General features: G+C 60.7%; 14 protein-coding genes. 9 read left to right on the top strand and 5 right to left on the bottom strand.

The window, feature by feature from the left end:
• Positions 1-146: 146 nt before the first annotated feature.
• From ACPYOP_RS25935 to ACPYOP_RS25895, 9 genes are all read left to right on the top strand, one after another.
• The gene (locus tag ACPYOP_RS25935) at positions 147-884 is read left to right on the top strand and encodes a FadR/GntR family transcriptional regulator (protein ID WP_481413141.1); all 738 of its coding nucleotides are present in this window, start codon (positions 147-149) and stop codon (positions 882-884) included.
• 84 nt (positions 885-968) lie between these two features.
• Positions 969-2,477, top strand: a complete 1,509-nt coding sequence (locus ACPYOP_RS25930; protein WP_481413140.1) for an ABC transporter substrate-binding protein — start codon at positions 969-971, stop codon at positions 2,475-2,477.
• A 71-nt stretch (positions 2,478-2,548) separates the two neighbouring features.
• Positions 2,549-3,496 (top strand): ABC transporter permease, encoded by a 948-nt coding sequence (locus ACPYOP_RS25925; RefSeq protein ID WP_481413139.1) that lies wholly within the window; start codon positions 2,549-2,551, stop codon positions 3,494-3,496.
• Positions 3,493-4,371, top strand: coding sequence for an ABC transporter permease (locus ACPYOP_RS25920; protein ID WP_481413138.1), 879 nt, complete (start codon positions 3,493-3,495; stop codon positions 4,369-4,371). The genes ACPYOP_RS25925 and ACPYOP_RS25920 overlap by 4 nt, the downstream gene beginning before the upstream one ends.
• A 22-nt stretch (positions 4,372-4,393) precedes the next feature.
• Positions 4,394-6,181 (top strand): gamma-glutamyltransferase family protein, encoded by a 1,788-nt coding sequence (locus ACPYOP_RS25915; protein ID WP_481413137.1) that lies wholly within the window; start codon positions 4,394-4,396, stop codon positions 6,179-6,181.
• A 5-nt stretch (positions 6,182-6,186) separates the two neighbouring features.
• On the top strand, positions 6,187-6,945 hold the full coding sequence (locus tag ACPYOP_RS25910; RefSeq protein WP_481413136.1) for a DUF1028 domain-containing protein: 759 nt from the start codon (positions 6,187-6,189) through the stop codon (positions 6,943-6,945).
• Between the two features lie 50 nt (positions 6,946-6,995).
• Positions 6,996-8,846 (top strand): ABC transporter ATP-binding protein, encoded by a 1,851-nt coding sequence (locus ACPYOP_RS25905; RefSeq protein WP_481413135.1) that lies wholly within the window; start codon positions 6,996-6,998, stop codon positions 8,844-8,846.
• A gap of 80 nt (positions 8,847-8,926) precedes the next feature.
• The gene (locus ACPYOP_RS25900; RefSeq protein ID WP_481413134.1) at positions 8,927-9,478 is read left to right on the top strand and encodes a glutathione peroxidase; all 552 of its coding nucleotides are present in this window, start codon (positions 8,927-8,929) and stop codon (positions 9,476-9,478) included.
• A gap of 181 nt (positions 9,479-9,659) precedes the next feature.
• A complete protein-coding gene (locus ACPYOP_RS25895) occupies positions 9,660-10,721 on the top strand; it encodes a class I SAM-dependent methyltransferase (RefSeq protein ID WP_481413133.1) in 1,062 nt (353 codons plus the stop codon).
• 38 nt (positions 10,722-10,759) lie between these two features.
• Here ACPYOP_RS25895 and ACPYOP_RS25890 read toward each other — a convergent pair whose 3' ends face one another.
• From ACPYOP_RS25890 to ACPYOP_RS25870, 5 genes are all read right to left on the bottom strand, one after another.
• Entirely contained in the window at positions 10,760-11,845 is a 1,086-nt protein-coding gene (locus tag ACPYOP_RS25890; RefSeq protein WP_481413132.1) for an ABC transporter ATP-binding protein, read from the bottom strand.
• Positions 11,846-11,848: 3 nt separating this feature from the next.
• Entirely contained in the window at positions 11,849-12,757 is a 909-nt protein-coding gene (locus ACPYOP_RS25885) for a carbohydrate ABC transporter permease (RefSeq protein ID WP_481413131.1), read from the bottom strand.
• Positions 12,757-13,623, bottom strand: a complete 867-nt coding sequence (locus tag ACPYOP_RS25880; protein WP_481413154.1) for a carbohydrate ABC transporter permease — start codon at positions 13,621-13,623, stop codon at positions 12,757-12,759. The genes ACPYOP_RS25885 and ACPYOP_RS25880 overlap by 1 nt, the downstream gene beginning before the upstream one ends.
• 147 nt (positions 13,624-13,770) lie before the next feature.
• Positions 13,771-15,018 (bottom strand): ABC transporter substrate-binding protein, encoded by a 1,248-nt coding sequence (locus ACPYOP_RS25875; protein ID WP_481413130.1) that lies wholly within the window; start codon positions 15,016-15,018, stop codon positions 13,771-13,773.
• Between the two features lie 205 nt (positions 15,019-15,223).
• A complete protein-coding gene (locus ACPYOP_RS25870) occupies positions 15,224-16,345 on the bottom strand; it encodes a Gfo/Idh/MocA family protein (protein WP_481413129.1) in 1,122 nt (373 codons plus the stop codon).
• Positions 16,346-16,348: the final 3 nt, after the last annotated feature.

Genomic DNA, 16,348 nt, shown 5'->3' with positions numbered 1-16,348 from the left:
ATCTGAAGAGGCGACGCGTTTTTACGGGCCGCCTTTCGCAATACGCACAAACATTGTGCATTGCCAAAATTGCACAAAAAAGCGCTTGACGATCTGACTGAGTTGAACTTCTATTGAACCAATCCAAAATTGGTTCACTCCTCATTATGACAACCAGCAGCCTCCCGGAAAATTCGGTTCACGCCCTGGAAAGGCTGCGGGGGCTTTTGAAATCGGCCGATCTGCCGGCGGACGGAAAGCTGCCGACCGAGCGGGCGCTGTCGGAAGCGCTCGGCGTCAGTCGGCGCGCGATCCGCCGGGCGCTTGAAGTATTGGAAGCAGAAGGCCGAGTCTGGCGTCGCCAAGGCTCGGGAACCTATGTCGGGCAACGCCCCGACAACTGGAGCCAGCATGTCAGCACGCTTGTTGCCGGCACGGATCTCATGGAGGTGATGGAAGTCCGCCTGCGTGTCGAGCCGCAACTTGCCCAGCTCGCCGCCATGCGCGCCAAGCCCGACGACATCGACCGCATGTATGAACTGGCAAAGAAGATCACCGCCAGCGACGATGCAGATAGCCGCGAACTTTGGGACGGCGCATTGCACCGACTGATCGCGCAAAGCGCCGGCAACCAGTTTTTCCTGACCATTTTCGACGTGATCAATCATGTGCGACAGGACGAAGCCTGGCAAACCATTCGCGAATTGGCCCGCAGCATCAACAAGACGCGCCCGGTCTCCTATGCGCAGCATAGGACGATCATCGATGCGATTGCAGCGCGCAACCCGATGAAGGCGGCAGAAGCCATGCGCGAGCATCTCTTGATGCTTCAGGAAAGCCTGATCCGCATCACTTCCCTTGATGCGCGACAGGCGGAGGAACCGCTGACTGAAGAGGTGGGCTGATCAAAAGCCAGGCCTGCCAGGCTACGACCGGAGAGGAAACCGATCGAGACTGCAAAAAACGAAAACGATAAACAGGAGAACGAAATGAAGATCGCCAAATTCCTGACATCGCTTGCCGCCGGCGCTTTGATTGCGCTGCCGTCCCTAGCCGTCGAGCTCAAGATTGGCCTGCAGGACGACGCCGACGCGCTGGACCCCGCCCAATCCCGCACATTCGTCGGTCGCATCGTCTATACCGCGCTGTGCGACAAGCTTGTCGATGTCACCCCCGACCTGCAGTTCGTGCCGCAGCTTGCCACATCCTGGAAGTGGTCGGCGGATGGCAAGCAGCTGATCATGGAGCTGCGCCAGGGCGTCAAGTTCCAGGACGAGACGCCGTTCAACGCCCAGGCCGTGATCGATAATATCCAGCGCTACCAGACCATGCCGGAATCGCGCCGCAAGAGCGAGCTTTCCTCCGTCGCCAAGGTTGAAGCATCTGGCGAATACCAAGTCACCTTCACCCTGAAGGCACCTGATGTCACGCTGCTGGCCCAGCTTTCCGACCGTTCCGGCATGATGGTCTCGCCGACGGCGGCAAAGGCTGCCGGCGCGAAATTCGGCGATCATCCCGTCTGCTCCGGTCCGTTCAAATTCGTCGAGCGCGTACAGCAGGACCGCATCGTGCTGGAAAAATTCGAGGATTACTGGAACAAGGACAAGATCTTCATCGACAAAGTCACTTATCTGCCGATCCCCGACACGACGGTTCGCCTCGCTAACCTGCGTTCCGGCGATCTCGACATGATCGAGCGCATCGCCGCATCCGATGCAGGAACGGTCAAAGGCGACCCCAATCTCGTCTATGCCGATGCGATCGGCACCGGTTGGCTTGGCGTCTACGCCAATGTCGGCAATGGTGCGCGCGCCGACAATCCGATGGGCAAGGACAAGCGCCTGCGCCAGGCTTTCTCGCTGGCGATCGACCGCGAAGCCGCCATGCAGATCGTCTTCGACGGCACCGGACTTGCCGGCAATCAGCCTTTTGCGCCGAACAGCCCCTGGTTCGACAAGGATATTCCCGTGCCGGCCCGCGACGTCGACAAGGCCAAGGCACTGGTCAAGGCTGCCGGGTTCGATCGCATCCCCGTCGAGCTTGCGGTCGCCAACAACCCAGTCTCCATGCAGATGATGCAGATCATCCAGTCGATGGTCGCCGAAGCAGGTTTCGACGTGACGCTGAAGACGACCGAATTCGCAACCCTGCTTGATGCGCAGTCGAGTGGCAACTACCAGCTCAGCCGCTCCGATTGGTCCGGCCGCTCCGATCCCGACGGCAATATCCAGCAATTCGTGACGACGGGCGCCGGCCTCAACGATTCCAAATACAGCAATCCTGAAGTCGACAAGCTGCTGCTGGAGGCACGCCAGTCGCAGGACATTGCCGTGCGCAAGCAGAAGTACGATGCAGCCGAGGCGATCCTGAACCAGGACCTGCCGATCATCTTCCTCGGGCATCAGGCCTGGATCTGGGCCTACAACAAGAAGGTATCCGGCTTCATGCCGTCGCCTGACGGAATGATCCGTCTCGTGGGCGTGAAGAAGAGCGGCTGAGTCACGAGCGCCATGCGGGCTTCTTTCCGCATGGCGCTTTCACATTCGACATCGCGGCAAGGATCTGCCCAATGTATAGCTATATCGGAAAGAGGCTGCTCGTCGCCATACCGACGCTGCTGATCATTTCGATCTTCGTCTTCTCCCTGCAGAAGCTTCTGCCGGGCGATCCGGTGCTCGCCATGGCAGGCGAAGAGCGCGATCCGCAGGTTCTCGAACTGCTTCGCGAGAAATATCGCCTGAATGACCCCGTCATCTATCAGTATGGCTACTGGCTGCAGGGCGTTGCAAAGGGCGACCTTGGCGTCTCGTTACGCACCAATCAACCGGTGCTCACGCTCGTTGCCGAAAAGCTGCCGGTCACCATCCAGCTTGCCATCATGTCGATGATCTTCGCTTTCGCGATCGGCATCCCCATGGGCATCCTCGCCGCCGTGAAAAAGAATACGATCATCGATTTTCTCGCCAATATCGTTGCGCTTTTCGGGCTTTCCGTGCCGAACTTCTGGCTCGGTATCATGCTGATCCTGCTGGTTTCGGTGAAGCTCCACTGGCTTCCTGCCTCCGGCTATCAGCCTTTCTTCGATGACCCCTTGCGCTCGATCCAGACCATGCTCATGCCGTCCTTCGTGCTCGGCAACGCGCTGGCGGCCACGCTCATGCGCCATACACGCTCCTCGATGTTGAGCGTGCTCAGCAGCGATTATATCCGAACTGCACGCGCCAAGGGCCTGCCGGAGACGGCCGTCGTCCTGCAGCACAGTTTTCGCAACGCCATCCTGCCCGTCGTCACCGTCAGCGCCCTGCTCTTCGGCGAGCTTCTGGCCGGCGCAGTGCTCACCGAACAGATCTTTACTATCCCCGGCTTCGGCAAGCTGATCGTCGATGCCGTCTTCAACCGGGATTATGCGGTCGTGCAGGGCGTGGTGCTTTGCACCGCCGCCGGCTTCATTGCGATGAACCTCATTGCCGACATTCTCTATGTCCTCCTCAATCCGCGCATGAAGGCAGCCCTATGAGCACGATCGTCCAGTCGACCGCGGCAGCTCCCTCGGCCAAGCGCGCGCCCAATCGGGCCTGGCGAAAGTTGAGGGCCAACAAGGGAGCCTTGATCGGGCTTGCCATCATCCTGTTCTTTACCGCGATCGCCGCGTTGGCATCGCTCCTACCGATTCCCGACCCGGTCGCCACCAGCTGGTCGGCCATTCGCAAGGCGCCATCGGCTGCGCACTGGCTCGGTACCGACGATCTCGGCCGGGACATTCTCTCCCGCATGATCTGGGGCGCACAGGCGTCACTGATGGCCGGCATCTTCTCGGTCGCCATTGCGGTCGCGATCGGCGTGCCGTTCGGCCTGATCTCGGGCTATTTCGGCGGCTGGATCGATCAGATCATCTCGCGCATTACCGAAGCCTTTCTGGCGATGCCTTTCCTGATCACCGCCATTGCGCTTGCCGCCTTCCTCGGCCCAAGCCTCACCAATGCGATGATCGCGATCGGATTGTCGGCAACGCCGGTCTTCGTGCGGCTGACGCGCGGCCAGGTATTGGCGGTCAAGACGGAGGATTATGTCGAAGGTGCCCGATCGATCGGCCTGCGCCACACCAGCATCATCATGCGCTACATCCTGCCAAACGTCTTCGCGCCGATCCTGGTGCAGGCGACGCTCACCATCGCAACCGCGATCATCGCGGAAGCGAGCCTCTCCTTCCTCGGCCTCGGCCAGCAGCCACCCGCTCCTAGCTGGGGCTCCATGCTCAACGTCGCCAAGAATTATCTGGAACAGGCGCCCTGGATGGCCATGTGGCCGGGGGCTGCCATTTTCCTCGTCGTGATCGGCTTCAATCTCCTCGGCGACGGCCTGCGCGATGCGCTCGACCCGCGCGAAGCATGAATAAACCCAAAAGGATGCCCCAATGACCGCATTCACCACCCGCCCCGAAATCCTCGGCACCTTCGGCGTCGTCACGTCAACGCACTGGATCGCCTCTGCCGTCGGCATGAGCATTCTCGAGAAGGGCGGCAATGCCTTCGATGCGGCTGTGGCGACCGGCTTCGTGCTGCAGATCGTCGAGCCGCATCTTTGCGGGCCGGGCGGCGACATGCCCGCCATCCTCTATTCGAAGAAGAAGGACAAGGTTGAGGTCATCTGCGCTCAAGGCACGGCGCCGGCCGGCGCAACGATCGAGCATTACACACGCGAGGGACTGAAGCTGATTCCCGGCGACGGCTTGCTCGCCACCGTCATCCCCGGAGCCTTCGATGGCTGGATGCTGATGCTTCGCGACTATGGCAGGCTGACCGTGCGCGATGTTCTTGAGCCGGCGATCCATTATGCAGAAAAAGGGCACCCCGTTCTGCCGCGCGTTTCCGCGACCATTGCTGGACTTGCCGATTTCTACCGCAAGGAATGGCCAACCTCCTTTGAAACCTGGCTTCCTGGCGGCTCCGTTCCCGAACCCTGGTCCAATTTCAAGAATCCGGTTCTCGCGGAAACCTGGAAGCATGTCGTTGCCGAGGCGGAAAGCAAGAGCGATCGTGACGCGCAGATCGAAGCGGCGCGCAATGCCTTTTATCGCGGTTTTATTGCCGAAGCGATCGACACCTATGTCAGCAAGACCGAGGTCATGGATGCAAGCGGCGAGCGCCACAAGGGCGTTTTGACCGCCGACGACATGGCCAACTGGCGGGCGACGATCGAGGCGCCGCAGATCTACGATTATCATGGCTGGACGGTCGCCAAGATCGGCCCGTGGGGTCAGGGGCCGGTCTTCCTGCAGGCGCTGTCACTGCTCAAGGGCTTCGATCTGGCCGGCATGGATCCTGCCGGAGCCGATTTCGTCCACACCATCACCGAGGCGATGAAACTCGCCTTTGCCGATCGCGAGGTCTATTACGGCGATCCGAACTTCACCACCGTACCGCTTGAGACCCTGCTGTCCGACGCTTATGCCGAGGAGCGCCGCCGGCTGATTTCGCCGGAAGCGTCGCTCGCCTTGCGCCCCGGTAAGCTTGCCGGTTTCGAAGACCAGTACGATCTCACTATGCAGATGCTCGATGCGCCGGAAGCCAGGGGCGGCGCGGTTTATGAGCCCACAATGTCGCATCTCACCGAAAAGCGCGGCGATACCGTGCATATCGACGTCATCGACTGCGAGGGCAACATGGTGTCGGTGACGCCGTCCGGCGGCTGGCTGCAATCCTCGCCGATCATTCCCGGCCTCGGTTTCTGCCTAAATTCCCGTGCGCAGATGTTCTGGCTGCAGCCAGGCCTGCCCTCCTCGCTTGCGCCGGGCAAGCGGCCGCGTACGACGCTGACGCCGACGATGGCGCTGCATGAGGGTCGCCCGACACTCGCCTTCGGCACGCCCGGCGGCGACCAGCAGGAGCAATGGCAGCTCTCCTTCTTCCTGCGCTATGTCCATCACCGGCTGAACCTGCAGGAAGCGATCGACAAGCCGCTGTTCCACAGCACGCATTTCCCGAGTTCCTTCTATCCACGCACGCGCGAACCGGGCGGCCTGACGGCGGAGGCAAATTTCAGCGCCGAGGTACTCGATGCACTTCGGGGCAAAGGCCACAAGCTGACTGTCGCGCCGGAATGGACGGTCGGCCGGTTGACCGCGGCACGCCGCGATGCCGATGGTCTCCTGCGCGCTGCAGCCACACCGCGTTTGATGCAAGCCTACGCCATCGGGAGATAGAACCAATGACCTGGTCCATCGTCGCCCGCGAGCCGGAAACCGGAAACCTTGCCATTGCCGTCGCCACCCGCTTCTTTGCCGTCGGCAGCATCGTGCCCCATATTCGCGGCGGCATCGGCGCGGTTGCGACGCAGGCCTTTGCCAGCCCGCTCTATGGCATCGACGGATTGGCCATGCTCGCAGCGGACCACGCGCCTGGCGAAATCGTCGAAGTGCTGAGTGCTCGTGACGAAGGTCGCGAGCAGCGGCAGTTTCATCTGATTGACAGCCGAGGCAGCAACGCCGCCTTCACCGGTACCAAGTGCATCGATTGGGCCGGCCATCTGGTCGATGACAATGTTTCGGTTGCCGGCAATATGCTGGCTGGGCCGCAGGTGATTTCTGAAACGCTTGCGACCTTCAGGAAAACGAAGGGAAAGCCGCTTGCCGAGCGTCTGCTCGAAGCGATGCGAGCGGGCGAAGACGCCGGCGGCGACAAGCGAGGCAAGCAATCGGCAGCACTCATCATCCACCGCGATCAGGATTATGCCTGGCTGAATATCCGTGTCGACGACAGTGCCGATCCGCTTGCCGAACTCGAACGTCTCTATGCGGTGGCGCAGGAACGCTATCTGCATATCGCTGAAACCATGCCGACACGGCAGAACCCGAGCGGGATGAGCGACCGGCGCGAAATCGACGAAAAGATCGCCGCTCTTGAAGCCGCAAGGATTGCCGAGGGGCGCCCTTCGGCATCAAGGGCGACGACGACGCAGCCATCGTGAACGACGTTGATCAATGCCCGAACGGTCAGCAAAATCATAAGGGGAACTCCATGGCGACCATTGGCGCGCAGACGATCAATGCAGATGCACAGCCCGTTCTTTCCGTCTCCAATCTGACGACATCGTTTCTTGTCGACGGGGAATGGCGCCAGGTGGTCAAGGACATCTCCTTTGACGTCATGCCGGGAGAAACGGTTGCCATCGTCGGCGAAAGCGGCTCCGGCAAAAGCGTGACATCGCTTTCGATCATGCGGCTGCTCGCCAGGGCCAGCAGCCGTATCGAAGGCTTCATCAATCTCGACGGACGGGATATCCTCGGCCTGCCGGAGGCCGAGATGCGCAAGGTGCGCGGCAAGGATGTCGCCATGATCTTCCAGGAGCCGATGACATCTCTCAATCCGATCTTCACCATCGGCCGGCAGATTTCCGAGGCGCTGACTTGCCATGGCAATATCTCGAAGGCGGAGGCAAAAGCCGAAACGATCCGCCTGCTGGAAAAGGTGCGCATCCCCAATGCATCCTCGCGCTTCGACGAATATCCGCACCAGTTTTCCGGCGGCATGCGCCAGCGCGTGATGATCGCCATGGCGCTTGCCAGCCGCCCGAAACTGCTGATCGCCGACGAGCCGACGACTGCGCTCGACGTAACCATTCAAGGGCAGATTCTCGATCTCATCAAGGTGCTGCAGGAAGAGGAAGGCATGTCCGTTCTCTTCATCACCCACGACATGGGCGTCGTCGCCGAAATCTCCGACCGTACCATCGTCATGTATCGCGGCGAGGCCGTGGAGACCGGCAGGACCGACGACATCTTCCATCGCGGCCGGCATCCCTATACCCGCGCGCTGCTGTCGGCCGTGCCGCGGCTCGGTTCGATGAAGGACCAGCCGCAGCCGCTGCGCTTTCCGATCGTCGATGTCGGCACCGGCGAACGCAGCGAACCGAAGGCGCTCGAAGATACCGTCGATCACGGCAAGACGCCGGTGCTGGAGGTGAAAAACCTCGTCACCCGTTTCGACCTTCGCGGCGGGCTGCTCGCCCGTCCCACAGGTGCGATCCATGCGGTCGAAAACGTCTCCTTCGATCTCGCCCAGGGAGAGACACTGTCGCTGGTCGGAGAATCCGGCTGCGGTAAGTCGACGACGGGCCGCTCCATCATGCGCCTCATCAATCCCAAGTCCGGTGAAGTGCGTCTCGATGGCTATGACGTGATGAAGCTTGGGGCGCTCGACCTGCGCCGGATGCGCCGCAGCATCCAGATGATCTTCCAGGACCCCTTCGCAAGCCTTAATCCGCGCATGACGATCGGCGCGGCGGTTGCCGAACCGTTTATTGAGCACCGCCTCGGTTCCCGCGCCGAAGCCCGCGAGAAGGCGGCCGACCTTTTGGAACGGGTCGGACTGAAAGCGGATATGATGGGTCGTTACCCGCACGAATTCTCGGGCGGCCAGCGCCAGCGCATCTGCATCGCCCGTGCGCTTGCGCTTGATCCGAAGGTAATCGTCGCCGACGAAAGCGTCTCGGCGCTCGACGTGTCAATCAAGGCGCAGGTGTGCAATCTGCTGATGGATTTGCAGCAAAGCCTCAACCTGTCCTATCTCTTCATCTCGCACGACATGGCCGTGGTCGAGCGTGTCAGCCATCGCGTCGCCGTCATGTATCTCGGCGAGATCGTCGAGATCGGCCCGCGCGTGTCCGTGTTCGAAAATCCGCAGCATCCCTATACCAGGAAGCTGATGGCGGCCGTTCCGATACCGGACCCGTCACGGCGCGGCATCCGGCGTAACCTTGCCGTCGACGAGCTGAAGAGCCCGGTGCGCCCGGTCGGATATGTGACGCCGGTCCGGCAATATCGCGAAGTGGCCAGCGGCCATCTGGTTCGGATGGAAGACGCCGCCTAGGCCTGTTTCCGGCCTTGACGCCATCGAAATCAGGGCAAATATCGACATTCTGTTTTCCATCTCATCTGGAGTTGATTAAAATGACCGATAGCGTGCTCGATATTCCGGTAAAGAGGATCGACGGCAGCGATACGACGCTTGCCGACTATCGCGGCAATGTCATCATGGTCGTCAATGTCGCATCCAAATGCGGCCTGACGGTGCAGTACGAAGGATTGGAAAAGCTTTACGAGGACAAGCGTGACGAGGGCTTTGTCATTGCCGGCTTCCCCGCCAATGATTTCAAGGGTCAGGAGCCGGGCACCGACGACGAAATATTGAGCTTCTGCACCCTGACCTACGATGTGCAGTTCCCGATGTTCTCCAAAATCACTGTTACCGGCGAGGAACGCCATCCGCTCTATGACAACCTGATCGCTTCCGGCGTCGAGACGATCGGAGACGGACCGATGCGTGAACGGCTGGCGAAGCACGGTCTCGAAACCGGACAAGACGGCGGTATCGTCTGGAATTTCGAAAAATTCCTCATCGGCCGCGACGGCAAGGTTGCCGCTCGTTTTGCTCCGGATATAACTGCGGATGATCCACGTTTTACTTCCATTTTGGAAAAAGAACTGGCGCGCGCCGGCTGAAAAATCGCGGTGATTTCGATAAAAAATCTCAATTAATTCAAAATAATAATCTATAACTCTATCAGCGTGGCAAGTATTACTTTGCCGCGCCACGCCATTGCTCACCCCTGTGCCCAGGAGTATTTTGAAGCTTCCGAAGATATCGGACGGAACGCTACATCAATTCTGGGAGGAGGATGTCATGCGCGAACCTGATATGCAGAAACTCGATGCCTTGGTTGGGCGCCTGGTCGGCGATGTCGGCGCGGCGGTCTCGGGTGTACTGGTGACACTCGGGGATCATCTGGGTCTGTTCAAGGCCATGGCGGACGGAACGCCGATGACGTCGACAGAGCTTGCCGACAAGGTTGGCGTCAAGGAGCGCTATGTGCGCGAATGGCTGTCGGCACAGGCGGCGGCCGATTATGTCACCTATGACGATGAGACCGAGCGCTTCCACCTGACGCCGGAACAAGCCATGGTGTTTGCCGAGGAAAACAGCCCCGCCTTCTTCACCGGCGCTTTCGACGTGGTTCAATCCATGTGGCTCGACGAGCCGAAGATCGCCAATGCCTTCAAGACAGGCAGCGGCCTTGGCTGGCATGAGCACAGCGCCTGCCTGTTCCGCGGCACGGAGCGGTTCTTCCGGCCGGGCTACAACAGCCATCTCGTGACGGAATGGATACCGGCGCTGGACGGACTGCATGAAAAGCTTCAGGCCGGCGCCGCCGTTGCCGATGTAGGCTGCGGCCATGGCGCCTCGACCATCCTGATGGCGCAGGCCTATCCGAACTCGACCTTCTTCGGCTTCGACTATCATCTGCCCTCGATCGAACGGGCGCAAGCTGCCGCCAAGGAGGCGGGCGTCGACGGCCGCATCACATTCGAGCAGGCAAGTGCCAAGGATTTCCCGGCTGCCGGCTACGATCTCGTAGCGATGTTCGATTGCCTGCATGACATGGGCGATCCGGTCGGCGCCGGCAAACATGTCAAGGAAAGCCTCGCCGACGACGGCACCTGGATGATCGTCGAGCCTTTTGCGCATGATTGCCTGAAGGACAACCTCAACCCGATCGGCCGCGTCTTCTACGGCGCCTCGACGATGATCTGCACGCCGGCCTCGCTTTCACAGGAAGTCGGGCTGGGTCTGGGCGCGCAAGCCGGCGAATTGAAACTGCGCAAGGTTGCCATGGATGCGGGCTATTCGCATTTCCGCAAGGCGACTGAGACGCCGTTCAACATGGTCTTCGAAGTCAAGGCCTGAAAATTGCGCCCCGCGCTTCGTCGTACGCGGCACAGTGTTTACAGACGCTGCCCGTCTTCGCCGAACAGCGACGCGAGCGTCGGCTGGAAATAGACCGGCTGCTCGCGGTCGAGCGCGACATCCTCGTCGGCATCGATGCGCACCGACAGCGTCTCGCTGCCGACCTGGCCCCAGATCAGATTGTCCGAACCCATCGGCTCGACGATGGTGAAGGTTGCCGGCAGGCTGGCGGCCCGGCCACCTGCGGGCTGGAACTGCATCTGTTCGGGCCGAACACCGAGCGTCGCCTTGCGGCCTTCGCCGGGCGTGCCGGAAAACTCATAACCGTTGAGATCGATCGTGCGGCCATCGGGCAATGCAAAGGCCGGCACGCCGCCATTGCTCGTCACCTGCCCGGACAGGAAATTCATCGACGGCGAACCGACGAAGCCGGCAACGAAGCGATTGACCGGACGTCGGTAGATTTCCTTCGGCGTGGCAAATTGCTGGATGACGCCGCCGCTCATGACGGCGATGCGATCGGCAAGCGTCAGCGCCTCGATCTGGTCATGCGTCACATAAATCATGGTGGAACCGAGGCCGCTATGCAGGCGCTTCAGCTCGACGCGCAGTTCGGTTCGAAGCTTGGCGTCGAGATTGGAGAGCGGCTCGTCGAACAGGAAGACGTCGACGTCGCGCACCAACGCGCGGCCGATGGCGACACGCTGGCGCTGACCGCCCGACAATTCGCCCGGTCGCCGTTTGCGCAAGGGATCGATCTGCAGGATCTGCACGGCACGGTCGACACGCTGGGCAATCTCGTTCTTCGGCATGCCGGCAATGCGCAGCCCGAAGGAGAGATTTCCCTCCACCGTCATCGTCGGATAAAGCGCATAGGACTGGAACACCATGCCGATGCCGCGATCCTTCGGCTCTTCCCAGGTGACGTTCCTGTCGCCGATCCAGATCTGGCCGTCGGTGATGTCGGTCAGCCCGGCAATCGCATTGAGCAAGGTCGACTTGCCGCAGCCGGAGGGGCCGAGCAGCACGATGAACTCGCCGGATTGTATTTCGAGATTGAGCGATTTCAGGACGCTGACGCTGCCGAAATCGATTGCTAGTTCGCGAATGGAAACATTGGCCATGAACTATCCCTTGACTGCACCAGCGGTGATGCCGCGCACGAACCAGCGGCCCGAGCCGAAATAGACGATCAGCGGTACCAGGGCAGTGAGAATGGTCGCCGCCATGTTGACGTTGTAGAGTTTCTCGCCCTGGGTGGAGTTGACGATGTTGTTGAGCTGAACCGTCATGGGGAAGTTTTCCCGGCCGGCGAAAACGACGCCGAAGAGAAAATCGTTCCAGATGCCGGTCACCTGCAGGATCGCCGCAACCACCAGGATCGGGATCGACATCGGGATCATCAGCCGGAAGAAGATCTGCCAAAGCCCGGCGCCATCGATGCGGGCCGCCTTGAAGAGCTCCATCGGCAGGCTTGAATAATAGTTGCGGAACAGAAGCGTCAAAACCGGCAGGCCGAAGACCGTGTGGGTAATGATGATGCAGGGCAGCGTCGAATAGATGCCGATATCGCGATAGATCAGGACCAACGGATAGATGAACACCTGATAGGGGATGAAGGCGCCGAGCAGCAGGATGGCAAAGAGAACGTTTGCACCCTTGACCCGCCAGAAGGATAGCGCATAACCGGTCAGCGACGAGATGAAGATCGACAGGATCATGCTCGGGATCAGGATCTTCACCGAGTTCCAGAAGCCGACGCTGATGCCGCCGCATTCGAGCCCGGTACAGGCCGTGCTCCACGCCTGCACCCAGGCATCGGCCGTCCACATCTGTGGAAAGGCGAAAATATTGCCCTGCCGGATCTCCGGCATGGATTTGAATGAAGTCACAAGCATCACGTAGAGTGGCAGCAGAAAGAACAGCGCAGCCATCACGAGAAAAGCGTAGAGGCCGATGCGTCCTGGGGTCAGATGCTGCGGCTTGCGCCCGGTCGGACCCTGCATGGCACCAGTGACGGAAGATGGCGTCGTCATCAGTTCCCCCTCGGCTTTTCGCGGAAATATTCATAATAGAGCCACGGCGTCACCAGGATGACCACCGTGATGAACATCACCGTCGATGCCCCGGTCGCAAGGCCGATATTGCCGCGCCCGAAGAGGTAATCCATGATGAATTTCCCGGGCACTTCGGTCGAGATCCCCGGTCCGCCGCCGGTGGTCGCCAGCACGAGTTCGTAGACCCTGACGACAGCGATCGCCAGAAGCACGCTGGCGGTGATGATCGTCGGCCTGAGGATCGGGATGACGATGTGAAGATAGACGCGCCAAGTCGGTACGCCGTCGATGCGCGTCGCCTTCCACAATTCGCGGTCGACGCCGCGCAGGCCCGCCAGCATGATCGCCATGACAAGGCCGGACGATTGCCAAATGCCGGCAAGCACGATGACGTAGAGCGCGAGATCGCTCTGGACGATCCAGTCGAAGCGGAACCAGGTGAAGCCGATGCTGTCGGCAACCTTCTGCAGGCCGAGCGTCGGGTTCATGATCCACTGCCAGACCAGCCCGGTCACGATGAAGGACATGGCGAAGGGATAGAGAAAGATCGTGCGGAAGGTATTTTCGAAGCGGACCTTCTGATCGAGCGCGACGGCCAGTAAAAAGCCGAGGATCAGGCAGCCGGCAATGAACAGAATGCCGAAGACGACGACGTTCTGCAGCGACAGCAACCAGCGCGCCGTCGAAAACAGTCGGTCATACTGCTTCGCGCCGACGAAAATGTTGACCGGCAGCACCTTGCTGTCCGTGAATGAAATCCAGATGTTCCAAACGACGGTGACGACATAGGCCAGAAGCACGATGGCGAAAGCCGGGAACAGCGCCACATAGGGCGAAAAATGCATCTTCCTGCGACTGGCGCTCGCAGGCGTGGCGGCAGCCGGCACGGCGGCGGCACTTGTGTCTGGGGTGGTCATGGGCGCGCTCCTCCTCAGCATTCATGGACGCCGGCGGCAGGGGCTGCCTGCCGCCGCATGGATGTCGATCGAAGCTTACTTCGCCTGTTCAATCACCTGTGCAAACTGCGCGGCGAACTGGTCGGCCGTCATGCTGGGCGTCGTCCAGTATTGGGCGACCAGATCCTGTTCCGTCTGGACGATGTCCTGAGCCGTCAGCACATCCGGCGCGAGGATCTGGCGGCTCGGATCCTTGAGCGCGGTCAAGCCCTTCTGGGCGCAGGCATCGAGCTTGGACGTATCGACGTCGAGGCGCACCGGCACGGAGCCCTTCTTGGAGTTGAAGGCGAGCTGGCCTTCCTTCGACATGATTACCGTTGCCAGCAGCGTCTGCGCATCCGTCGCCGTCTTGTCCTTCAGGACCGGGAAGACGAAGATGTCGCCGCCCATCATGAAGTTGGATTCGCCCGGTCCGAGAATGCAGCCGAAATCCTTGTCGGCGACCATGTTGGCATGGATGAACTCGCCCTTGGCCCAATCACCCATGAACTGGATGCCGGCCTTGCCGTCGATCAGCATGCCGGTCGCGACGTTCCAGTCACGGTTCGGGCTGCCGGGATCCTGATAGTTGCGCAGCTTGGCGAAGACTTCCGCCACATGCTTGAACTTGTCGGACTTGACGGCGTCCGTATCAAGGTCCTTCCAGACCTTGGCGTAGAGATCCTTGCCGCCTTCGCCGAGCAGGATAGCATTGAACATCGACTGCAGCTGCCAGGGCTGGCCGCCGACGGCAACCGGGATCAGGCCGGCCGCCTTGATCTTGTCGAGCGCGGCAAACATTTCGTCCCAGGTCTTCGGCTCTTCCGCCACACCGGCCTTGGTAAAGACGGCCTTGGAATAGAAGACCCAGTTCTGGCCGTGGTCATTGATCGGGGCGCCGTAGATATGGTCCTGAAATTGAATGGCCTGATAGAAGGCCGGCGTCAGAACCGATTTCCAATCCTGTTCCTTGGCGAGATCATCGAGCGGCCGCAGCAGACCCTGCTGGGCCAGTTCGTTCATCTGCGTACCGGTGTTGAACTGCATGGCCGTCGGCGGGTTGCCGCCGATGATGCGGTTGATGCCGATCGGACGGGCGGTCGAGCCGGAGCCGGCAATCGCGGTATCCACCCATTCGCCGCCGGCGGCGTTGAAGGCCTTGGCCAATTCCTTCACGGCGGCGGCTTCGCCGCCGGACGTCCACCAATGCAGGACTTCGGCTTTCTTGCCTTCGGCCAGAGCGCCGGTCACACTCGCCGCGACCAGCGCCGTGGCGCCGACCAAAGCCATCATCAATTTGCGCATATGTTCCTCCTCCTTTGATAACGTTCTCCAAACGCCTGTGCTCAGCCGCCGTCCCCCGATATCGGATGCCGAATTCTGCAATCCTCCAAAGCCATGCCGCCGGGCCTCCGTTCCCCGCAGCAAGTGCGCAATGCCTCCCCAGACATTGCGCCTTCGTCAAACCCGCAGCCCAAAAGGACTGCGCGTTCCAACTCTATAGCGCAGCCTAAGCGAAACGTCCCTCATTAATTGTGCGCGCTATCGGACCCGGACGCCCGCAGCTGCTGTGAATTGCAACCACGCCGCGTGACTGGGCAGAACGTTCGAAAGCCGTCATGACTTCCAATGCGTGGAAGGCCAGTTCCGACGATACGCGATGTGGGCGCCCCGAGCGAAGGGAATCCACCATTTCGGCCGCGCCCAATCCGCGCAGGCCGAGATGGCCAGGCATGCCCTCGGTATAGGGATGATCGACCGGAATCTCCCGCCATGCATCGTCACCATCGCGGAATATCTCGACCCTGCCGGTGAAATTGTTCGGATCCGGCGTCACCATGGTGCCTTCGGAGCCATAAAGCTCGATCTGATTGTGCTTGTGCTTGATGACGTCAAAGCTGGTGGCGATGGTGACGGTCGCGCCGCTATGGAATTCCATCACGCCCGTCAGATGCGTCGGCACCAGGACCTTGATCGTCTCGCCGCGATGCGGATTGGTCTTCACCGTGCGTTCGATACGGGTGATCTTCGCCGTGCCGAAGACCTCGCGCACGGGGCCGAGCAGTGCGATCAGGTTGGTGACGTAATAGGGGCCGACATCGAGCATCGGCCCGCCGCCGCGACCGTAGAAGAAGGCGGGATTGGGGTGCCAGTGCTCATGACCGGGGAGCAGCAGCATGGCTGTCGCCGAGATCGTTTTGCCGATGCGCCCCTCGTCGAGCAGCCGTCGCGTCAGCTGGTGACCGCCGCCGAGGAAGGTGTCGGGAGCGCAGCCAAGCCGCAGGTTGCCTGCCCGGGCGATCGCCATCAGCTCCTCCGCCTCTGCCATGGAGACACCAAGCGGCTTTTCCGAATAGACGTGCTTGCCGGCAAAAAGCGCCTTCTTGCTGACGGCATAGTGCGAGACGGGCGTGGTCAGGTTGATGATCAGGCCGATTTCCGGATCGGAGAGCATCGTGTCGAGTGCGACCGCTTCGATGCCGAACTGCTCGGCGAGTTTCCGCGCCGATGCGTCATAGAGATCGTGGACCGACTTCACGCGGATGAAATCGAACATGTGCAGGGTGGCGACATAGGTAGCGCTGATATTGCCGGCGCCGACGATGCCGACTTTCATGGGCTCGTTGCTCATTGG

The organism is Rhizobium sp. KNZ2-6A, from assembly GCF_056755475.1.
This window is presented reverse-complemented; position numbering and strand designations above follow the sequence as displayed.